Raw genomic sequence first — 22,117 nt, forward strand, 5'->3', positions numbered from 1 at the left:
GGGGCGCTCCTCCTACGGTGTGGGGCTGGTGGTGTCAGAGGCGGGTTCGTCGGTCAGCCGCCACCCCAGGGCCCGTTGCCGGGCCCGGACGTAGGCGGCGTGCCGGCCGTCCAGCGCGAGGAGTTCTTCGGGGGTGCCCTGCTCGGCGACACGGCCGCCGTCGAGGAAGACGATCCGGTCGGCGGCGGCCACGGTGGCGGGACGGTGTGCGATGACCAGGACGGTCCTGTCCCGTGCCAGGTCGGTGGCGGTCTCGGTCAGCAGCGCCTCGTTCTCGGCGTCCAGAGCCGCGGACGCCTCGTCCAGGACGACGATCGGCGCGTCCTTGAGCAGGGCGCGGGCGATCGAGACCCGCTGGCGCTGGCCACCGGAGAGGGAGGTCCCGCCCTCCCCCACACGGGTCTCCCACCCGTCGGGCAGCTCGGCGACGACCCGGTCCAGTCCGGAGCGGGCCGCGACCCGCTCCAGGTCCGCCTCGGAGGCTCCGGGGTCGGCGACGCGGACGTTGTCGGCGATGGTGGCGTCGAACAGGTACACGTCCTGGAAGACCACGGCCACGTGCCGGGACAGCTCCTCGCTGCCGATGTCGCGGACGTCGGCGCCGCCGACGAGGACCTGCCCCGCGTCCGTGTCGTGGAATCGGGCCAGCAGGCGGGTCACGGTGGTCTTGCCGCCACCGGAGGGGCCCACGAGCGCCGTCAGCGTCCCCGGGACCGCTCGGAAGGAGACGCCCCCGAGGACGGGTTCCCCGCCGGGGGTGTAGGAGAAGCGGACGTCGTGGAACTCCACCTCGGAGCCCTGCGGCGGGACGGGTACCGCGGGTTCGGGCAGGGGACGGGCGTCCAGGACGGTGTTGATCCGCTCCAGCCCGTTGACGGCCATGCGCAGGGCGGCTCCGCTCTCGGCCGCCGCCGACAGCGGGTGGACGAACCTGACGAACAGGACGGTGAGCGCGATCGCGGTGGGGGCCGCCAGCGTGCCGCCGAGCAGGAGGTAGAGGGTGAGGGCGAGGAGGAGGGTGAGGACGAGACGCACGGTGAAGGAGTAGGCGACCAGGGCGGGGACCGCCTTGAGCAGCAGCGCGCGTGCGCCGGCGTGCTCGGCGGCCAGCGCACGGTCCAGGCCCGTGTGTGCGCTGTCCACCCGGCCGAAGGCGCGCAGCACCGGCTGCGCACGGGCGTACTCCAGGACGCGGTCGGCGGCCTCGTCGGACACCGCGTCGCGGGCGGCGTCGCCCCGCCCCACGGCTTCGTCGGACAGGGTGAACACCATCCACAAGAGGGGCAGGCAGGCCGCGCAGGCCAGTGCGACGCGCCAGTCGAAGAGGAACAGGGCGGCCACCGCCACCACGGGTGTGACCACGGCGTCGGCCAGCGGCGGGTAGGTGTGGACGGGCAGGCTGGTGGTCCGCGACACCCCTTCGGTGGCGATGCGGTTGAGCTCTCCCAGCCGGGCTCCGGTGAACCATCCCAGCGGTAGGCGCACCAAGTGGTCGCCGATGCGGTGGTGCAGGGCCCGCGAGATGGAGCCGCCGACCCGGAAGTTCAGGTAGAGGCTCGCCGACCTCAGTGCCGCGTACACGGCGGTGGCGGCGGCCAGGGTGATCAGCCAGGGGGTCGCGGTGGAGGGGTCGGGGCCCAGGAAGCGTTCCAGGGCGGGGACCAAGAGGGCGAAGGCGACGCCTTGGAGGGCGGAGACGAACGTGGTGAGTGCGAGGCTCACCGCCACGGGGCGGGCGTGGCCGGGCCCCATGGCCTTGAGGAATGCGCGGATCACTGTCCTTCTCCCTGTCGGCCGCCGCTGTCGTGCTGTGCGCTCCACAGGTCCGCATAGCGCCGCCCGCGGGCGAGGAGCTCTTCGTGGGTCCCCGACTCGACGATCCGGCCGCCCTCCATGACAGCGATGCGGTCCGCGCCGGTGACGGTGGCGAGCCTGTGCGCGATGACCAGGACGGTGCGGTCCCGGGCGAGTTCACTGAGGGCGTCCTGGATGTCGGCCTCGGCCGCGGGGTCCACCGAGGCGGTGGCCTCGTCCAGGACCAGGACGGAGGGGTCGGCGAGGATCGCCCGGGCGATCGACACGCGCTGGGCCTCGCCGCCGGACAGTGCGGCCTCCTCAGAGACGACCGTGTCGTAGCCGCGCGGCAGCCGTAGGACCCTCTCGTGGATCCGGGCCGCGCGGGCGGCCGCCTCGATCTCCTCGCGGGTGGCGCCGGGCCTGCCCAGGGCGATGTTGTCGGCCACGGACTCGCGCAGCAGGCGCACGTCCTGGAAGACGAACCCGACGGTGCGGTACAGCGTCCCGGTCGGCAGCGTGCGCAGGTCGGCTCCGCCGACGGAGACGGTGCCGCCGGTGGGGTCGTGGAAGCGGGCGAGCAGGGTGGCCAGGGTGGTCTTGCCCGCTCCGGAGGGGCCGACGAGCGCCGTGACCGTCCCCGGTTCCAGCACCAGGTCGACACCCCGCAGCACCTCCTCCGACCCGTCGGGGGCGTAGGAGAAGCGCACACCGTCGAAGACGACCCGGGCGTCGCGGGGGGCGCCGCCGGAGCCTTCCGGCAGCGGGGGCACCGCGAGCAGGTCGGCGATCCGGGAGGCCGCCGCCTTGGCCGCCTGGATCTGCTGGACGCGGGAGCCGATGACGTTCATGGGGGCGCACAGTGCGGGTGCGATGAGCGCGAAGGCGACCACGGAGACCGTCTCGCTCCACCCGGCCGCGGCGAAGGCCGCTCCGGCGAGGAGCGAGACGACGGCCACCGTCGGGGCGGACAGCAGCAGGAACGACGCGACCGTGACCGGGGTGGTGGCCCGGGACCAGGAGACGAAGAAGTCGGCAAAGGCGTCGGCCGCGCCCAGGAAGCGCGCGTGGGCCCTGCGGTGGCCGCCGAAGTGCTTGACCACCTGGATGCCCTGGACGAACTCCACCGCCGAGGCGTTGACGTCGTTCATGGCGCGGGTGTACTCGGCGAACTTGGCCATCCCGCCGGCCATGGCGCGGGTGAACAGGAAGACGCCGCCGGCGACCAGGGCGGCGGCCACCAGGGTGAGCCGCCAGTCGACGGACACCAGGTAGGCGAGGGCGGCCACGGGGACGGCGACCACCGCCGCCAGGTCGGGCAAGGTGTGGGCGATCAGGGAGTGCACTTCGGCGACGTCGTCGTGCAGGGCCTTCTTGGCCCGCCCCGAGCCACGGCCGGAGAACCACCCCAGGGGGACCCGCCCCAGGTGGGCCGCCAGGGAGCGCCGGACCGACAGTTGCATGTCGTTGTCGGCCAGGTGCCCGATCAGTGTCGAGGCCGCCCCGGCGAGCAGGGCGGCGACCGCCCCTGCCAGGGCCAGGCCGACCAGGGTCCACAGGCGTCCGCCGTCAGGTGGTCCGGGTTCCAGGAGCGCGTCGGCGATCTCGACGACGCAGACCAGGGGGACCAGGCTGAGGACGCCCGCGGCCCCCTGGAGCAGGGCGGCGGAGACCACCCGGCCCCGGATCGGCTCCAGGAGTACCGTCAGGGGCGTGGGGGCGCGCTTGTCGGCGGGTGCGTCCGCCCGGGAGGGCCTCTCCGTGGTGTGAGCGGTGTTCTGGGTCATGTGAGCAGCACCCCGATCTCCGGGGTGGCCTCGCGCCCGGTCTGGACGAGGCGTTTGACGGTCAGTCCGGACTCCTCCGCGAGGCGCTCCACGCCGAAGGTCTCCCAGTCGTACTCGTCGGCGACGGTGCGTACCCGCTCCCCGTCGCGGAAGACGCGCCATTCGGTGCGCCAGCGCATGACGCCGTCGCCGGCGGGTTCACCGGAGATCCACCACTCGTAGACCTGGGTTCCGACGGTCTCCCTGCACATGCGTACGAACGGAATGGAGCGGGGGGTGTCGACCCCCATCAGCTCGACCACGATCGGCCCTCCTTCGGGGAGCCGGTCTGCCAGGCGTTTCCACAGGGCGACCCGCTCGGGCCGGGGGATGTGCCCGGCCACCCCGAAGATGACCGCCGCTGACAGGGAGTCGGGAAGGGGGAGCTCCTGGGCGGGCTCGGGCAGGACGGTGACCCGTGCGCGCAGGTCAGGGTCGGCGAAGACCCGGCTGGTCAGGATGGCACGCATGACCGGTGAGGGCTCCGCCGAGAGGATGCGCGCGGCGGGCAGGATCTCGGCGATGGTCGCGGTCACCAGGCCGCTGCCCGCCCCGATGTCGACGATGGGGCCGTGGCCGGTGTCCAGACCGGTCAGGGCCGCACGCAGGGCGGGGGCGCTGGAGACCAGGTGGCGGTGGCCGACGAGGTCGAAGAACTCGGCGGCCGGGGAGTAGTAGTCGGTGGCCGGCAAGGATGTCCTCCAGGGTTGGCGGAAGGGAAGGCCGTTCAGGGGGTGCTGGGCCAGGGAGAGGCGGTAGCGACCAGTGCCGGGTCCAGGCGCCGCAGGAGTGCGGCCAGGACCTCCCGTCTTCGCGGCGCGAGGTAGAAGTGGTCGCCCGGGAACACCTGCACGTCGACGCGTGCGGTCGTGGTGGCCGTCCACCGTTCGGCGTTGGACGTGTCGATCTCGGGGTCGTCGTCGCCGAGGAACACGCTCACCGGGCAGTCCAGGGGTCGGCCCGGGAAGGGGCGGTAGCGCTCGATGAGCCGGTAGTCGTTGCGGATGTAGCCCAGGACGGCCTCGCGCAACCCGGGGTCGGCCAGGACCTCCTCCTCGGTTCCGCCCAGGCGCAGGAGTTCGGCCACGAGGGCCTCGTCGTCTCCCTCGTGGACCCGTCCCGGAGGGGCGTCGGCCGGGGCCCTGCGGCCCGAGGCGAAGAGGCGTTCGGGTTCAGGAGCGCCGCCGTCGCGCAGTGCGCGGGCCAGCTCGTAGGCCACCGCCGATCCCATGCTGTGGCCGAACAGCGCGTAGGGGCGGTCCAGCAGGGGGGCGAGTTCCCCAGCGACGGCGGAGACGGTCGCCGCCATGTCGTCGACCAGGGGGTCGCCGAAGCGGTCCTCCCGCCCCGGGTACTGGACGCACACCAGGTCCACGCCGTCGGGTAGCAGCGGGGCCCACGCGCGGTAGGAACTCGCGCCGCCTCCGGCGTGGGGCAGGCAGACCAGGCGGATTCCGGCGCCGGGCCGGGGTCGGGGGCGGCGGAGCCAGGGGGTGGGGGCGGCGGAGGTCACGGTGCTCCCGTTATCGCGGTCGGGGACAGGTCGGCGGCCCGCCAGGGGGTGGGTACGGCGGGCCTGATGATCTCGGGTCGGCCGAGGCGGCCGGTGGCCTCGTGCCAGAGCCGGCACACGGAGAGGTCGAACTGGCCGCGCGGCAGCGGGTCGGTACCCGCGTGTACGTCGTCGGCGAAGTCACGCAGGGCCCGGGTCAGGGCCTGGGGCCACACCCGGTTGAGGACGTCCCGCTGCGAGGGGGGCAGGGTGCCCTCCAGCACGGTGACGGCCCGCTCGTCGAGGTGCCCGGTGCCGGGGCCGGTCGAGCGCAGGCGGCGATGGGCGTCCCGGGGCGCGTGCAGCCGGGGGTGCCACAGGACGGGTCCGTGGGTGTCGGCCAGGTCCAGGACCCCGCCCTCTCCCGCCAGGGACAGCCGGTGCCACAGCAGGGCGTGGTTGTCCCCGTCGGAGGGGTCGATCTGGTTCTGGACCCGCAGCGTGACGGGAACGCCCGCCACGGTCGCCTGGAGCACCCGGTAGGGCTGGGGCGTCGACGCCAGGTCCGCCGCCGCGGGGTCCTGCGGCAGGGGGTCGGTGAGCGCCCAGGGGCGCAGTCCGCCCAGGGCCCTGCCCAGGATGTCCAGCAGCGGGTACAGCACCTGGAGCGCCGAGGTGGCGTCGACGGACAGGATCCTTCCCCTCCGGCGCATCTCCCGTGCCGTCTCCAGGAACCGTGCCACCGATCCGACGTGCCGGTAGAACGGGTTGAGGTGGTAGACGGTGCCCTCCGTTCGGGCCGTCCGCAGCAGGCCGGACAGCTCCTCGCGGTGGACCGGGTGCTCCTGGAGGACGTGGACGCCGCGGGCGAGCAGGTCTCGGGCGATCTCGGCCCCCGGGCCGCCCGAGACCGCCGATCCCACGACGACGCAGGCGGCGTCCACCTCGGCGGGAAGCTGTTCGACGGAGGTGTAGAGGGGCAGTCCCTGTTCACGGGCGTAGGTACGGGAGAAGTCCCCGCCCCGGGCCAGGACCCCGACCGGGGTGAACTCCTCCGGCAGCAGGCGCAGGGCCGCCATGTGGAAGCGCCCGAAGGCGGTGCCGCAGACGACGGTGCGCAGGGGACTCGTGCTCACAGGGCCCCCTCCTCGTGTGCGGACCCGGCGAAGGCGCCCTCGTACTCCCTGAGCGTTCCGGTGCCGGGGTCGGCGAACAGGGCGGTGACGGACCGTTCCGGGTCCAGCACGTCGGCCGCGTGGTGCACCCCACGGGGGATCCGACCCTCCAGGACCTCGTGCACGGTCCAGGCGCCGACGTGGCCGGTGGTGCGGTAGCCGTCGGCGGTGCGCAGCACCAGGGTGCGTTCCCGGCCCCGCGCGTCGGCCGTCTCCAGGACGAGGAGGTAGAAGGGTTCGCGTCCGGCCAGGTCGAGGGCGGCGGCACGGCGCAGTGCCGCGGCGGCCCCGGCGAGGTCGGCCAAGGGGCGTCCGGCGAGCGAGGACAGCAGTGTGCGCGACCGCTCCCCGAGGTGGACGTTGAACCACTCCGCCTCGCCCAGCGCCAGGTCGGCCGCGAGCCTGCGCACCTCCTCGGTGAGGAAGGGCTGGACGAACCCGGGGGTGGGGAAGTGCGGTGCGCGCACGGCGTCGGCGGCGCGCAGCGCCCGGGGTGCGGCGCGGCCCCCGCGCCAGGCGGCCAGCGGCGTGCCGAACACGGCGTCCTGGTCGGCCGCACCGGGCAAGGACAGCAGCAGGTCTCCGGCGGCGGCCTCGGTGCACCGTTCCAGTCCCCCGGCGTGGGCGCGCAGCCGGACCAGCCCGTGCCGGGCCGCCGTCCGGCGGGGCAGGAGCGCCGACAGGCCTGGCAGGAGTCCCGCCGAGACCACGGCGGTGCGCCCTCGGAGCAGGGGGCTGCCCGTCAGCGCGGCGCGTACGGGCTCGTCGCCGGTCACGTCCACGTAGTCGGCACCGGCGGCCAGTGCCGCGAGGGCGACCCGGTCCACAAGGGCGTAGGAGGGGCCCGCGCAGTTGAGCACCAGGTCGCACCCGCGACAGAAGTCGGCCAGGGAGGAGTCGTCGTGGATGTCCACCCGCACGGTCTCCGCCCGTGCGCCCGGCTCGCGGGCCAGGGCGCGGAGCGGCTCGGGGCGGCGTCCGCCGAGCCGCAGGCGTGGGTGGCCGAGGGTGCGCAGGAAGCGAACGGCGGGCGCACCGACCGCGCCCGAGGCCCCCACGACCCCGACCAGGGCGTCTGCACCGGTCACAGGATCACGTCCCCACCGGTGATCTGGTCCAGGTGCTTGAGGACGCCGGGGGCGTAGGGCACCGCCAGCATGCCGAAGTGGTCGCCCGGAACGTCCACGACCCGCAGGTCTCCGAGGACCAGCCGCTCCCAGTAGTCGGTGACGCTCTCCTTGTTCCCGGGGAAGGGGTAGGCGCCGCCGTGCCGCAGGAACGTGACGTCACCGGCGTAGGGCTCGGGCTCGTATCGGGAGATGGAGAACACGCTCTGGCGGAAGATGCGGAACATCTCGTCCAGGGCCTCGGGCTCGTAGGTGCCGGCGGAGGGCGGTACGGCGGCGCACATACGCGCCACCCGGACCTCGCGCGGGACCTCCTCCAGGGCGCGGAAGCACGCGGCGACGTCGGCGTACTCGCCCTCCAGCCGGCCGATGGCGCCGTCGGGCAGCAGCCCGGGGGTGGCCTCCAGCAGCAGGTCGGAGGCAGCCGACACCCTGTTCTCGTCCGCTGGGAACCCGACGGAGACCGGGTCGATGCCCATCATCACCGCGAAGGCGTACTCGGAGATGAGCTCGTCGTCCAGGCGAAACGGCGGCCGGTGCGTGCTGATGGCGGTGAGCGAGGCGACCTGTGCCCCGGCTTCGGTGAGGGTGCGGGCGACCTCGGTGGCGATGAGCCCGCCCAGGCAGTAGCCCACCACGTGGAAGCGGTCGCCGCCGCGCTCCAGGAGGGCGTTGGCGTAGTCGGCCGCCCACCGCTTGATGACCACGGCCGGGTCGGCGTCCAGGAACGCGGCTACGTCGGGCAGTTCCAAACCGACCAGGGTGCCCCGCCCACCGGCCCTGCGGCGGATCTCGGTGATGAGGGCGCGGTAGGGGATCAGGGTGCCGGTACCCGCGTGGACCAGTGCGGTCACCGTTCCCCCGCCCGGGCCGTTGAGGGGCACGTACGGGTCCGGGGCTCCCTGGGGTGCGGCGTCCACCTGCCCCGACAGGTCGCGCAGGTAGGAGGCCAGTCCGGCGACGGTCGGGGTGCGCAGCATGTGGCGCAGCACGACCTCCCACTCGATGTCCTCGCCCGTACCGGGGAGGACCTCACCGAGCCGTCCGACCATGCGGGCGACCAGGAGGGAGTCCCCACCCATGTCGAAGAAGTCGTCCTCGCGCCCCACTCGGGGGCGCTCCAGGAGTTCGGCCCACAGGCCGGCCAGGGCGCGTTCCAGGTCGTCGGCGGGTTCGGCCGACAGGGACGCCACTGTGGGCGCGCCCTCCTCGGCGGGCAGGTCGCGGACCAGCGCGGCGCGGTCGACCTTGCCGTTGCCGGTCAGGGGGAGGGTGTCCAGGACCCGCCACTGGGCGGGCACCATGTACTCGGGAAGGCGTGCCGCCGTGTGCCGGGACAGGGCGTCGGCGGCGATCGGGGCGCGGTCCGTCTTCATGCGGGTCAGGTACAGGGACTGCCCCGTCCGGGAGAGGGGGTCGCCGGGGTCGGGGAGCACGAGCGGCGCGGTCGCCCCGGCCCGTTCCAGGGCGGTCTCCCACTGGTCGCGGGTGAGGAAGGTCTGGTCGGCGTCGGTGCGCGCGTCGCGGTGGCCGCCGTCGAGGCCCTCCATGAACTCCATGGACACGAGCAGGGCCGGGTCACGTTCGAGGGTGGTCTCGATGAAGAGCAGGTGGCCGCCGGGGACGAGCAGCTCCCGCATCCTGGCCAGGGCCGTGTCGGCGTCGACGGCGTTGTGCAGGACGTTGGCCGCCACGATCACGTCGAAGGAGTTGGGGGCCTGGCCCTGCTCCCGGGGGTCGCGGTCGAGGTCGTAGAGGCCGAAGGAGACCCAGGGGAAGTCGGCGAACCGCTCCCTGGCCTCGGTGAGGAAGAAGGGCGACAGGTCGGTGAAGCGGTAGTCGACGTGGTGTCCGGCCAGGGCGTGGACGGCGCCCTCGGTGGTGCCGCCCACCCCGGCGCCGACCTCCAGGACCCGCAGCGGCGTGTCGCCGACGCGGTCGGCGGCGATGCGTGCCAGCGCCGCCGCGGCGGCGGCGTTGAGGTGGCGGATGGCGAGGTTGTCGCGGTAGGCGGCCCCGGCCGTGTCGAGTTCGGCACCGGGGAACAGGAGGGTGCGCACGTCCAGTTCACCGCGCAGGAGTTCGGGGAGGCGCTCGGAGCAGGTCCGCATGTATTCCAGGACCTCGGTGCCGTAGTCGACCCGGGACTCCAGGGCGTCCAGTTCCTCCCAGCCGCGGGCGTGCTCGGCTCGGGTGACCGATGCCAGACCGGTGAGCACGTCGCCATCGCGGGTGAGGCGTCCGGCGTCGGTCAGTGCCGCCAGCCAGCGACGGACCAGCCGGTGGTGCTTGCGGTCCGCGCCCAGCCCCTCGACGACCTCGGCCTCGGTGTGGGAGGCCCCGCCGAACAGGCCCGCCTCGTTGAGGGTGAGGGAGATCGCGTCCAGGGCCGTGGCGCGCATCCGCTCCAAGAAGGCGTCGAGGGTGTCGCGGTCCAGTCCGGACACGGCCTTGGTCTGTGCCGTCCGGGCCGCGTCAGCGGCGGGTTCCCCGGCGGTGTCTCCGACGTCGGAGGGCCGCCTGGCCGTCTCCACGAACCCGGCCAGGCGCCGGTCCCGGTGGTCGCCCACGGCCAGGACCGCGGTGGCGGCCACGGCCGGGTGGGACAGGACCGCGGCCTCGATCTCGGCGAGTTCCACCCGGTGGCCTCGGATCTTGACCTGGTCGTCCTCGCGGCCGAGGAACTCGATGTCCCCTCCGGGCCGATAGCGTCCCAGGTCGCCGGTGCGGTACAGCCGCTCCCCCGCCCCGGGACGGGTGACGAAACGCTCCGCGGTGCGGGCCTCATCGCCCAGGTAGCCCGTCGCCACGCCCGCGCCGCCGATGTAGAGCTCTCCGGCGACCCAGTCGGGGCGGTCGCGCATCCGCTCGTCGAGTACGTGGAAGGTCTGGTTGGTGAGGGGGCGACCGTAGGGGATGCTCGGCCAGGCGGGGTCGACCTCGGTAATGGGGTGGTGGATGGACCAGATGGAGCCCTCGGTGGCCCCGCCGAAGCTGTAGAGGCGGGTGTCGGGCATGTGGGCGCGGACCCGTTCGGGGAGGGTGAGGGGGATCCAGTCCCCGGAGAGCAGGGCCGTGCGCACCGTGGTGGGCGCCTGGTCGGGGGCGGTGGCCAGGTAGTCGGCGAGCATCCCCATCTGGGCTGGGACCGAGTTCCACAGGGTCACGCCGTGCTCGCGGGCCAGGGAGGCCCAGTGCGAGGGGTCGCCGCGGCGCTCGGCCTCGGGCAGCACGATCGCACCGCCCCGGCCCACGGGGCCGAAGAGGTCGTAGACGGACAGGTCGAACCCCAGGGCCGCCAGGCCCAGGACACGGTCTCCGGGGCCCACGGAGAAGCGGCGGTCGACGTCCTCGATGGTGTTGAGGGCGGCGCGATGGGCGATGACGACGCCCTTGGGGGTGCCGGTGGAGCCCGAGGTGTAGATGACGTAGGCCGGGTCGCCCGGGGAGACGGGGCGTTCGGGGAGGGTGGCGGGGGCCTCGGCCTCGGGCGCGGTGTCGACCTCGATGACGGCCGTCTCCCCGTCCCAGTCGCCGATCTGAGCAAGCCAGGACTGGGTCAGGACGTGCCGGACACCGGCGTCGTCCAGGATGGTGCGGCGGCGCGCGGCGGGCTGGGTGGTGTCCACCGGGACGTACACGGCACCGACCAGCAGCGCCGCGTAGACGGCCACCACCTGTTCGACGCCCTTGTCCATGACGACGGCCACGCGGTCGCCCGGCCCGGCCCCGGCTCCGCGCAGCAGGTCGGCCGTACCGCCGATCCGCCGCCACAGGTCCCCGTGTGAGAGCGCCTCGCCCCGGTGGAGCACGGCCGGTGCGGCGGGGGCCTCGATGGCACGGGCCAGGGCGTTCTCGTAGAGCAGGCCGTCGGGCAGGGGACCCTCGGTGGCGTTGGCCCGCGAGCGCGTCGCTGCCTGGCCGGCGGGCAGCGGGACCGGGTCCGCCGCGTCCCAGGGGGCGTCGGAGGCCGACAGGCGGCGCAGCAGGTCGTGGTAGGCGCGGAAGGCGTCGTCGGCGACCCCGGGGGGCAGCACCCCGTCGCGCACGTCCCACCGCAGCGCCAGGGAGTCGCCGTTCTGGGAGACCTGGCAGTCCACCCACACCTGCGGTGTCTGGGAGAGCCCGTGGACCTCCTTGGCCACCCAGGCGCCGGGGGCGGGCGACTCGTCGTCGGTGCCCAGCGCGCCGGTGAAGACGACGGGCATCATCACGGCCGTCTCGTCGCGGCGCCGCGACAGCTCGGCCAGCAGTTCACTGCCGGAGTACAGGCCGTGGTCCATGTCCTCGATGAGCCGGGACTGGCGCGCGGCGGCGCGCTCGTTGAAGGTCGCCCCGTCGTCGGCGTGCACCGCCAGGAGGGTCAGGGAGGTGAAGTCGCCGACCACCTTCTCGATGTCCGGGTGCAGGGGGAGGCGGTGGGACACCGGCAGGTTGAGGGTGAAGTCGGTCCGTCGGGACCACAGGGCGACGACTTCGGTGTAGGCGGCCAGGGCGACGGCGGAGGGGGTCAGGCCCCGCTCGGCGGCGCGCGTGCGCAGGTCCGCCCACTCCTGCGGTTCCAGGTGGGCGGAGCGCCGGGTGAAGTGCGCGGAGGCGTCCGCGGCGTGCTCGGCCAGGGGGAGTTCTGGGGCCGGGGGCAGGTCGTCGATCCGCTCCATCCAGTAGGCGCGGTCGCGGTGGTAGAGGGCGCTGTCGCGCAGTGCCCGGTGGGCCAGGACGTAGTCGCGGAAGGTCGCCTCCGGCGCGGGTGCCTCACGCGCGGGGTCCTCGTAGAGGGCGCGCAGCTCCTCCAGGAGCAGGCGCACGCTCGTGTAGTCGGCGACCAGCAGGTCCACGGACAGGTGCAGGACGGCCAGGCCGGCGCCGCGGGTCAGGTGCAGACGCACCAGCGGCCAGGACGAGGGGTCGGGGACCAGGTCGCGCATCCGCTCCCGGGCCCGTTCGACACGCGGCCGGGGATCGGCGCCGCCGACGTCGGTGACGGTGAAGGACTCTGCCGGCGCCTCGGGCAGGACGGCCTGGTGCCCTTCGGGGAAGACGACGGCGCGCAGCATGTCGTGCCGGCCCACCAGGGCGTTCCAGGCCGTGCGCAGACGCTCCGGCTCCAGGTCGTCGAACTCCAGCTCGGCGTAGGCGTGGCAGGCCACCCCGCCGTAGTCGTAGGCCGAGCCGCGGCCGACGAGGTAGGCGCCCTGGACGTCGGTCAGCGGGAAGGGTTCGTGGCGGGAGTCGGGGGCGGGGACCAGCTCCGGCTGGGCCCGCTCGTCCAGCAGTGCCAGGATCTCGTCGCGGTTCTCGCTCAAGGCCGCGCGCCGGGCGTCGGTGAGGGCTCCGGAGGGTGCCCGGAAGCGGATGCGGCCCTCATCGACCCACAGGTGGACTCCGTCGGCCCGCAGCTCGGCGAGCAGGGCGCGGAGGTCTTCGGTACTGGCGGGGGTGGGCTGCACGTGTGTTCTCCTCGCAGGGCACGGGGTCGTATCGGGGTGGCGGGGTGTTGGGGTGTTGGGTCAGATGACGCCGGTGCTCATGTCCTCGTGTGAGGCGGCGCGGACCTGGTCGGCGAGCGCGGCGAGCGTGGGCACGGCCAGGAAGGACCGGGTGGAGATCTCCTCGGACATCTCCCGTCTGAGGACGGTGATCATGCGGATGGCCAGGAGGCTGCCGCCTCCGAGGGAGAAGAAGTTGGCCTCGCGGTCCGTGATGGACTCGCCGAGTACCTCCTCCCACACGCGGGCGATCCGCTTCTCGACACCGTCGGCGGGAGGTGCGCCCCGGTCGTGCACCTGCCGCGCGGCCAGGCCCTCCAGGGCGGCTGTGTCGACCTTGCCGTTGGGGGTGAGCGGGAGATCCTCCACCGCGTGGACGGCTCCGGGAACCGCGTGGGCGGGAAGGCGTGAGGCGAGGTGTGCGGTGAGCTCGCCGAGCGAGGGTGTGCGGCCTTGACCGACAATGAAGGCCGCCAGCCTCTGGGACGCACGCTTGCCCACCGCCACCACCGCCGCCCGGCGTACCGCCGGGTGGTCGTGGAGCGCGGCTTCGACTTCGCCGAGTTCGAGCCGGTGGCCGCCGACCTTGACCTGGCGGTCGGTTCGGCCGAGGAACTCCAGCAGCCCTTCGGGGCGGTACCGGCCCAGGTCACCGGTGCGGTACCACCGTTCACCACCGACGGTGACGAACCGGGCCGCGGTCCGCTCGGGGTCTCCGCGGTAGCCGCGGGCCACCCCGGCGCCGCCGATCCAGAGCTCGCCCGGGACCCAGTCGGGGCAGTCCCTACCGTACGGGTCCACGACCCGGTACCTCTGGTCGCGCAGCGGAGTGCCGTAGGGCACCGAGGGCCATCCGGGAGGGGCGTGTCCGCCGTCGAAGGCGTTGGACCAGATGGCCGCCTCGGTCGCTCCTCCCATGGCGACCAGGCGGGTGCGGTCCCCGTTGGCCGCGCGCAGCCGCCGGGACAGGTCGGTGCCGACCCAGTCTCCGGAGACCAGGGCCAGGCGCAGAGAGCTCGGCGGTTCCTTGTCCCGCGCCGCCAGGAGCAGCATGTCCAGGAGTGCGGGCACGGTGTTCCACACCGTCACCCGGTGCTCGGCGCACAGTTCGAGCCAGCGGCGGGCGTCCCGGCGCTCCTCCTCCTGGGGGACCACGAGCGCGCCTCCCGCTCCGAGCAGTCCGAACACGTCGTAGACGGACAGGTCGAAGTCGAGCGAGGACAGGGCCAGGACCCGGTCGCGGGGTCCGACGCGGTGGCGCCCGTTGATGTCGTCGACCGTGTTCAGGGCCGCCCCGTGGCTGACCTCCACCCCCTTGGGCTCCCCGGTGGAACCGGAGGTGAAGATGATGTAGGCGGTCGCCTCGGCGGAGGTCGGCACGGGCGTCTCCAGGGGCGGGTATGCCACGAGGTCGGCCACGTCGACGGACCGGGGTGCGGCCTGGTCGGCCCCGATCACCACGGCGGTACCCGCCGCCGCGTGGATCCGCTCGCGCCTGAGCAGCGGCTGCCCCGTGCCGACCGGAACGTAGGCGGCTCCGGCGGCGAGGGTCCCCAGTACCGCGCAGATCTGGTCGGCGCCCTTGGGTAGGTGGACCGCGACGGTGTCCCCGGGACGGACGCCGTGTTCGACGAGGCCGGCGGCGATGCGCAGGGAGCGCTCCGCTAGGCGCCTGTGGGTGAGTACGCCCTCGGCCGTGATCAGCGCCGGGGAGTCGGCACGGCCGTCGGCCCCCGCGAAGAAGGCGTCGTGCAGCGCACCCTCCGGCCGGGGTGCGGCGGTGTCGTTCACGGACGCGCGGACCAGTGCCTGGGCGGCGGGCAGCACGCCCGCCACGAGGTCGGCCCACAGGCGCGCGCCGCCCCGGGCCAGACCCCGCAGCAGGTCGAGGTAGGCGTTGAACATGGCGTCCAGGGCGCCGGGGCGGAACAGCTCCTCGACGGCGTCCCAGACGACGTCGAGTCCGCCCTCGCGTTCGAGGACCTGGTTGTCCAGGTGGACCTGCGGGGACTGGGACAGCCCTCGGACCCGGGCTGGGAACTCCGGCGACAGGTCCAGGGAGACGCCCTCGCCGACGCCGAGTGAGCTGGTGAAGACCACCGGGATGCCCGCCTGTGCGGTGCCGTCTCGGCGGGTCAGTTCCCGCAGGACGTCCTCGGCGGACACCTCGCGGTGGTCGAGGTCCTCGCCCAGGCGGTGCTGGAGCGCGCGGGCGGCGGCCAGGGGCTCCTCCCCCGGTTCCCGCTGGTAGGAGGTCAGGGACAGGGACGTGAAGTCGCCCAGGACCCTGCCGATGTGGGGGTGGGCGTCGTCGCGGTTGAACAGGGTGAGGGTCACGCTGAGCCGGGTCTGTCCGCTCCACGCGCCGAGGATCTCCCCGTAGCAGGCCAGGAGCAGGGTCGAGGGGGTGATGCCCTCGGCCCTGGCCACCGCTGCCAGGGCCCGCCACTCCTTCGGTGACAGGTGGTCGGAGCGGCGGACGAACCGGGGGGCGTCGACCTCCGCGGGGTCCGCCGCCAGGGGCAGGGCCGGGGCGGGGGGCAGGTCTCGGACGCGCTCACTCCAGTACTCCCCGGCCCGTGCGACCCGTTCCGGGTCGGGCCGTGTCTGGAGCAGGTAGTCGCGGAAGGTGATCTCCACCGGTTCCAGGACGGCATCCGGGTCGCGGTACAGCAGGTCCAGTTCGGTGTAGAGGGTCATGATGCTCAGCGCGTCCAGGACCAGGTAGTCCAGACCGACGCCCAGGCGGACGCGTTCGGCGGCGCCGTCGGTGTAGCGGACCGCGCGGACGTCGAACAGGGGCCAGCGCGCGGGGTCCAGGAGCTGGTGGGACATGTCCGCGAAGAGGGCGTCCAGCGCCGCTCCGGGGTCGGCCGGGTTGGCCTCGGTGACGGGGATGCGCACCGGCGGGACGTCCGGGAGGACACGCTGGTCGCCGTTGCCGTCGAAGACGGCGCGGAGCATGTCGTGCCGGGCCACGAGGCGGTCCAGTGCCCGTTCCAGCCGTCTCAGGTCCACGTCGGCGCCGTCGAACTCGGTGTAGTGGTAGGTACCCACGTTGCCCAGGGTGAATTCCGGGTCGCGCCCTGTCAGATAGGCGCGTTGGACGCCGGTCGGGGGGAAGGGCTCGTACCGGGAGGCGGAGTCGTGTGTGAGAGTCCTCGCCCGTACGGCCTCGCCCTTCTCCGGCAGGGCCGCCGCGAAGTCGGACAGGCGGGGGTGAACGAACAGGTCGGCCACGCTCGCCCGCGCGTAGCCGCGCTCGCGCAGGGCGGCCACCAGCCGGGTGGCCAGCAGCGAGTCCCCGCCGAGGGCGAAGAAGGAGGAGGACCGGCCGACGCCGGGCACCCCCAGCAGGTCCGACCAGAGCCGGGCGACCTCGCTCTCGCGCTCGCCCTCGGGCGGGGCGTCGGCGTGGGGTGCGCCTGCGGCGCGGTCGCTCAGCAGGCGGATGAGGGCGCGGCGGTCGGGCTTGCCGTTGGGGGTGAGCGGGAGGCCTGGGACGGTGGCGAGCACCGTGGGGACCATGGACTCCGGTAGCAGGGTCCGCGCGTGCGCTGTGGCCCCTTCGACGAGTCCCTCGGTGTCGGCTCCGGCCGTCGGGGCGAGTGCGGCGGCCAGGACGGGGGAGGATCCGGGGAGCACGACCGCCACGGCCGACGCCACGCCCGCGTGCGAGGCCAGCGCCGCCTCGACCTCCCCGCTCTCGACACGGACGCCGTTGACCTTGACCTGGTGGTCGAGGCGGCCGAGGAACTCCAGGGAGCCGTCGGGGGTGTACCGGGCGCAGTCGCCGGTCCGGTACCAGCGGCGCCCGTCGGTGTGCACGAACCGGTCGGCGGTGGTCGAGGGCGCACCCCGGTAGCCGTGGGCCAGGCCGGCTCCGCCCACCCACAGCTCGCCGGGGACCAGGTCGGGCCGGTCGCGCCCCTGGGGGTCCACGACCCGGCAGCGCACGCCGGGCAGCGGACGGCCCCAGGGGACGTGGCTCCACTCGGGGTCGGCCTCGCCCACGTCCAGGAGAGTGGAGTGGACGGCGGCCTCGGTCATGCCGCCCAGGGCCAGGAACCGGGAGCCGGGGGCCAGCGCCCGAAGCCGTCCGGGCAGGTCGGTGCCGATCCTGTCACCGCCGAGCAGGACGGCCCGCAGCGGCGGCGGCGGAGCGAGGCCCGATTCGACGGCGGTCAGGAGCATGTCGAGCAGGGTCGGCACGCAGTTGAGGAGGGTCACCCCCGCCTGTGCGGCGGCACGCGCCCACACGGTCGCGTCGCGCCGGGTCTCCGACGGCGCGAGGAGGACGGACGCGCCCACGGACAGGGGGGCGAAGAGGTCGAAGACCGACATGTCGAATTCGATCTCGGCCAGGGACAGGGTGCGGTCGCGCGGTGCCGTCCCCAGAACGCCGTTGAGGACGTCGATGGTGTGGGCCGCGGCCCGATGGGGTACCTCCACGCCCTTGGGAGCGCCGGTCGAGCCCGAGGTGAACAGCACGTAGGCGGGCGCGTCCGGATCGGTCTCCCGCTGCGGGGCGGCTGGCCCCTCCAGTGCCCGGGCGAGGGCGAGAGAGGGCACCGATGATCCGTCCATCACGGCCGGATCGTCGGAGACCAGCAGGTCGGGGGCGCCCCGCTCCAGGATCGCCGCGCGCCGGGCCGGGGGCTGGTGCGCGCCCACGGGCAGGTAGGAGCATCCCGCCGCCAGGATCCCCAGGAGCGCTGCGACCTGGTCGACGCCTCTGGGCAGGCACAGGGCGACGGTCCCCCCGAGGGGGACGCGGTGGGCGACGGCCCCGGCGATGCGCAGCGCCCGGTCTGCGAGGTCGCCGTAGACCGTCGCGGAGCCGTCGGGGCCGAGCAGGGCGGGTGCCCCGGGGGTGGCGCACGCGTGTTCGAAGAAGCGTGAGTGGAGCGTGCGGGGCGCGGGGACGGGCAGGTCGACGGCCGCGGTGTCGCGGGATCCGTCGCGCGCCGCCGGGATCTGCGGGCGGAAGGGACGGCTCCACACGTCGGGGTCGTCGACGAGGGATTCGACGAGGTCGCGGTAGGCGTCGAAGGCCGCCCGCGCGGTGCCGGGGGCGAAGGCGTGCTCCCGCAGGTCCCAGTTGAGCAGGAGCCCTCCGCCGAGTTCCGTCACCTGGGCGTCCAGCCACACCTGGGGCCCCTGGGAGATGATGTGGACGGGGGTTCCGAAGGTCCGCTGGACGCCGTCGGAGAACAGCGGACCCAGGCCGATCGCGCTCGTGTAGACGACGGGGGCGGGCGTCATGGCCCCGCCGTTCAGGCGGGCGAGGTCGCGCAGGACCTCCACGCCGCCGTAGGCGCCATGGTCCACGGCCGTGTGCAGGTCCCCCTGGACGATGCGGGCGCGGTCGGCGAAGGACACCGTGTCCGAGGTGTCGACGGCGAGCAGCACCGAGCCGCTGAAGTCGCCGATCATCCGTTCGACATCGGGGTGCAGGGGCGACCGGTCGAAGAGCGGCAGGTTGAGGGTGAAGGCCGGGGAGGCGCTCCACGCTCCGAGAACCTCGGCGAACGCGGTGGCCAGGGCCGCCGCCGGGGTCACTCCCGCGTCCCTGGCCCTCTCGGCCAGTGTCCGGGCGCGCTCCGGGGAGAGATGGTGGTGCAGCCGGGTGGACCTGGCCAGGGGCGATCCCGCCGGGGTGGGACGGGCGGCGTCGATCACCGTCGGCAGCTCGGGCGGCGGGGGCAGGTCGCGCAGGCGCTCGTGCCACCAGGTGCGCGCGCGGTCGGCCTCTTCCGTGCTCCTGGACCGGCGGTCGGCGAGGTAGCGTGCGAAGTCGTAGTCCTGAGGGGGGAGGTCGCCGCCCTCGTAGGCGGTGCGCAGGTCGTCGAGCAGGACGCGCAGGCTCAGCGCGTCGGCCACGACCATGTCCAGGTCCACGTGCAGCCGGGTGCGGCCGTCGGGGAGCAGGGACAGGGCGACGTCCAGGACGTGCCCGGAGGCTACGTCCATACGCCGGTGCGTGTTCTCGTCTCGCAGGCGGGAGAGGGCGCGGTCGGCGTCTTCCTGGGAGGCCCCGCGAAGGTCGTGGACCGTGAGCCCAGCCCCCTGGCCAGTGGGGGCGATGCGCTGTCGGCCGTCGCCGTCGAACCGGGCCCTGAGCATGGGGTGGCGGTCGACGACGCTCTCCAGTGCGGCGGCGAGCCGGTCCGGGTCGACGCCGCGGCCGTCGAACTCGGTGTAGAAGTGCGCAGCGACGCCGCCGAGGGGCTGCTCGTCCCCCCGCCCGATCCAGTAGGCGTGCTGCATGGTCGCCATGGGGAAGGAGTCCTCCCCGACCGGAGCGGACGGGCCGGGTACGGGCTCGGCGGGGGCCGGACGCCGTCCCCGCCGGGCCAGCAGGGCGGCCCAGCGGGCCGCCGTCGGCTGCCGGGCCAACTCCTCGAAGGTGACGTCTGCACCCGTCTCACGCCAGTGCCCCACGAGCCGGATCAGGCCCAGGGAGTCCAGTCCGTGGTCGAAGAGGTCGTCGGCATCGGCGAAGCGGTCCGTTCCCAGCACGCGCGCCACATGCTCACGTACGGCCGTGAGCTCCGCCTCCACCACGCGGTCCGACACAACACCCCGCCCCTCTGCGGCCGTCTCCGGCACTATCGGCAATAATGAAAACCGTTATCATTTCCGGCACAAGCATGTATAGCACCCCCGGTTCCCCCAAGTCGACCCCCAAGCCCCACCAGAAAGGCAGATCACATGTCCCCAGACTGGCCGCGCCTTCCCGACGAGGACCTCCGCTCCTACCGCGACCAGGGCTTTCGGGACGACCGACCCCTGTCCCTCCTCCTGCGCGAACAGGCCGCAGCGCGGAGCGGGGCCACCGCCCTCGTCTCAAGGTCCGGACGGCTCACCTACGCCGAACTCGACGCCCGCGTGGACCGGCTCGCCCACGGCCTGTCCGGGCTGCCCGTCCGCGCGGGCGAACGCGTCCTGGTACGCCTGCCCAACCGGGAGGAGTACGTCGTCACCCTGTTCGCCCTGCTGCGCATCGGGGCGGTTCCCGTCCTGGCACTGCCCTCGCTCGGCCCCGCCGAGGCGGAGTCGCTGGCCGAGACCTCCGGCGCGTGCGCCCTCGTCGTCGCGGACCGGTACGGGCGCACCGACCCGCGCGAGGAGGCGGCCCGGATCGCCGAGCGCCTGCCCTGTGTGCGGCACGTCCTCGTGGCGGGAGACCCCGGGGAAGCACCCGCGCGCTCCCTCGCCTCGCTGGACCCCGGCATGGCACCGCGCCGGGAGGAGGCCGCGCACCCCGAGGATCTGGCCCTGCTCCTGCTGTCGGGGGGCACGACCGGCACCCCCAAGCTGATCCCCCGCACCCACGCCGACTACGGGTACAACGCGCGCGCCTCCGCCCAGGCGTGCGGTGCCGGGCCCGACACGGTCTACCTGGCGGTACTCCCGGTGGCACACAACTTCACCATGGTCTCCCCCGGGATCGTCGGCGTCCTTGCCGCGGGCGGCACGGTCGTCCTGTGCCCCGACCCCAGCCCCACCACGGCCTTCCCCCTGATAGCGCGCGAACGGGTGGCTCTGACCTCCCTGGTGCCGGCGCTGGTGCCCTCCTGGCTGGAGGAGGCCGGGCGCACCCGCGAGGACCTCTCCTCGCTCAGGACGCTCCAGGTCGGCGGAGCACGGCTGGACGAGGGCACGGCACGCCGGATCGGCCCGGAGCTGGGGTGCCGCCTCCAGCAGGTGTTCGGCATGGCCGAAGGTCTCAACAGCTACACGGCACTGGACGCCCCCGAGGAGACCGTGTGTACGACCCAGGGCCGCCCCCTCTCCCCGGCGGACGAGGTCCTTGTCGTCGACGAGGGCGGGGAGCCGGTACCGCCCGGCACCGCCGGAGAGCTGCTGACCCGGGGCCCCTACACCCTGAGGGGCTACTACCGGGCCAGGGAGCTGGACGCCCTGCGCTTCACACCCGACGGCTTCTACCGCACCGGGGACCTGGTCGTCCGGAGCCCGGAGGGCGACCTGGTGGTCGTGGGCCGGATCAAGGACCAGGTCAACCGGGCCGGGGAGAAGATCGCCGCCGTCGAGGTCGAGGAACACCTGCTCTCACTGCCGGGGGTGCGCTCGGCCGCGGTCGTGGGCGTGCCCGACCCGCACCTGGGAGAGCGCTCGGTCGCCTTCCTCACCGCTAAGGGGCCCGTCCCCTCGCGGGAGGAGGTCAGGGCGGCCCTGTTGCAGCGGGGCGCGGCCCCGTTCAAGGTGCCCGACGAGGTTCGCGCGGTACCAGCGCTCCCGCTCACCGGCGCGGGCAAGGTCGACAAGAGGCGCCTCCGGGAGACGTCGACGGGCTGAGCGCCCGGGGCCGCTGCTCCGCCGGGCGATGCGTCCCGGTGCCACCACAAGCGATCGAAAATGATAATCATTCCCATAGACTCCGAAGCCGATCCCCGAACCGAGGAGGCCCCGTGCCCGAGTACGACGACCCCTACGCCCGCTCCGCGCAGTACCTCGACCTGATGATCGCCGGCTGGTGGGACCACCACCGCGTACCCCTGGCCGAGGCCCTGGCGGACCTGCCCTCCGGCGCCGGCCCGGTGGTCGACGCCGGGGCCGGGGGCGGCCGGGGGACCCGGCTCATCGCCGACGTCCTGCCCAAAGCACGCATCCTGGCCGTCGAGCCCTCCCTGCCGCTGAGGACCGTGCTGCTCTCCCGGGCCGCCGACGACCCCGCACTGCGCGATCGGGTGACCGTGGACGGCGACGACCTGCTCTCGGCCCGCCTGCCCGACAGGGTCGGCGGCATGGTGATGGCCAACCTCATCGGTCATTTCAGCCCGCATGAGCGAGACCGCCTCTGGGAGGACCTGTCCCCCCGTCTGGCCCCCGGAGCGTTCATCCTGCTCAATCTCGCCGCACCGCTGGAGCCCGAGCGAGTGGAGCGGACGCTGATGGGCGAGACCACGGTCGGCGGCCGGACCTACGCGGGCTGGGCCGCCGCCGAGCCCAGCGGCCCCGAACGGGTGGACTGGCACATGACCTACGAGATCCGTGAGGGAGACCGGACCATCGCCTCCGACGACGTCCACTACGACTGGTGGACCCTGACCGGGGAGGCGCTGGCCGCCGAGGCCGCACCCCACGGGCTGCGGGTCCTGCCCCACGGCCCCGCGGAGGCGGGACTGTACAAGCTCCTCCGACGGGGCTGAGGCCGCGGCCGCACCCACTCGACGGGGCGGGTGCGGCC

The 22,117-nt window shown here is 74.0% G+C and carries 10 protein-coding genes; 2 read left to right on the forward strand and 8 right to left on the reverse strand.

What is annotated here, in order from left to right; genetic code table 11:
- Window positions 1–12: 12 nt before the first annotated feature.
- From ACFHWE_RS19625 to ACFHWE_RS19660, 8 genes are read right to left on the reverse strand one after another with little or no spacing between them, the layout of a single operon-like run.
- The gene (locus tag ACFHWE_RS19625; protein WP_416603143.1) at window positions 13–1,776 is read right to left on the reverse strand and encodes an ABC transporter ATP-binding protein; all 1,764 of its coding nucleotides are present in this window, start codon (window positions 1,774–1,776) and stop codon (window positions 13–15) included.
- The gene (locus ACFHWE_RS19630; protein ID WP_416603144.1) at window positions 1,773–3,581 is read right to left on the reverse strand and encodes an ABC transporter ATP-binding protein; all 1,809 of its coding nucleotides are present in this window, start codon (window positions 3,579–3,581) and stop codon (window positions 1,773–1,775) included. The genes ACFHWE_RS19625 and ACFHWE_RS19630 overlap by 4 nt, the downstream gene beginning before the upstream one ends.
- On the reverse strand, window positions 3,578–4,312 hold the full coding sequence (locus ACFHWE_RS19635; protein WP_416603145.1) for a class I SAM-dependent methyltransferase: 735 nt from the start codon (window positions 4,310–4,312) through the stop codon (window positions 3,578–3,580). Before ACFHWE_RS19635 ends, ACFHWE_RS19630 begins: the two co-directional genes overlap by 4 nt.
- A gap of 35 nt (window positions 4,313–4,347) precedes the next feature.
- Window positions 4,348–5,133, reverse strand: a complete 786-nt coding sequence (locus ACFHWE_RS19640; RefSeq protein ID WP_416603146.1) for a thioesterase II family protein — start codon at window positions 5,131–5,133, stop codon at window positions 4,348–4,350.
- Window positions 5,130–6,248, reverse strand: a complete 1,119-nt coding sequence (locus ACFHWE_RS19645; protein WP_416603147.1) for a Gfo/Idh/MocA family oxidoreductase — start codon at window positions 6,246–6,248, stop codon at window positions 5,130–5,132. Before ACFHWE_RS19645 ends, ACFHWE_RS19640 begins: the two co-directional genes overlap by 4 nt.
- Window positions 6,245–7,375 carry a saccharopine dehydrogenase NADP-binding domain-containing protein gene (locus ACFHWE_RS19650; protein ID WP_416603148.1) on the reverse strand — a complete coding sequence of 377 codons (1,131 nt, stop codon included), beginning with the start codon at window positions 7,373–7,375 and terminating at the stop codon, window positions 6,245–6,247. The genes ACFHWE_RS19645 and ACFHWE_RS19650 overlap by 4 nt, the downstream gene beginning before the upstream one ends.
- On the reverse strand, window positions 7,372–12,864 hold the full coding sequence (locus tag ACFHWE_RS19655) for an amino acid adenylation domain-containing protein (RefSeq protein ID WP_416603149.1): 5,493 nt from the start codon (window positions 12,862–12,864) through the stop codon (window positions 7,372–7,374). Before ACFHWE_RS19655 ends, ACFHWE_RS19650 begins: the two co-directional genes overlap by 4 nt.
- Before the next feature lie 60 nt (window positions 12,865–12,924).
- Complete coding sequence (locus tag ACFHWE_RS19660) at window positions 12,925–19,482, reverse strand: amino acid adenylation domain-containing protein (protein WP_416603150.1); 6,558 nt, start codon at window positions 19,480–19,482, stop codon at window positions 12,925–12,927.
- A 135-nt stretch (window positions 19,483–19,617) separates the two neighbouring features.
- On the opposite strand from ACFHWE_RS19660, the gene ACFHWE_RS19665 reads away from it, so the two are divergent.
- Window positions 19,618–21,225: a (2,3-dihydroxybenzoyl)adenylate synthase gene (locus ACFHWE_RS19665; protein ID WP_416603151.1), complete on the forward strand. Its 1,608-nt coding sequence runs from the start codon at window positions 19,618–19,620 to the stop codon at window positions 21,223–21,225.
- A 113-nt stretch (window positions 21,226–21,338) separates the two neighbouring features.
- Window positions 21,339–22,079 (forward strand): class I SAM-dependent methyltransferase, encoded by a 741-nt coding sequence (locus tag ACFHWE_RS19670; RefSeq protein ID WP_416603152.1) that lies wholly within the window; start codon window positions 21,339–21,341, stop codon window positions 22,077–22,079.
- Window positions 22,080–22,117 lie beyond the last annotated feature (38 nt).

It is taken from the genome of Nocardiopsis sp. LOL_012 (assembly GCF_048060475.1).
Lineage (GTDB): Bacteria > Actinomycetota > Actinomycetes > Streptosporangiales > Streptosporangiaceae > Nocardiopsis.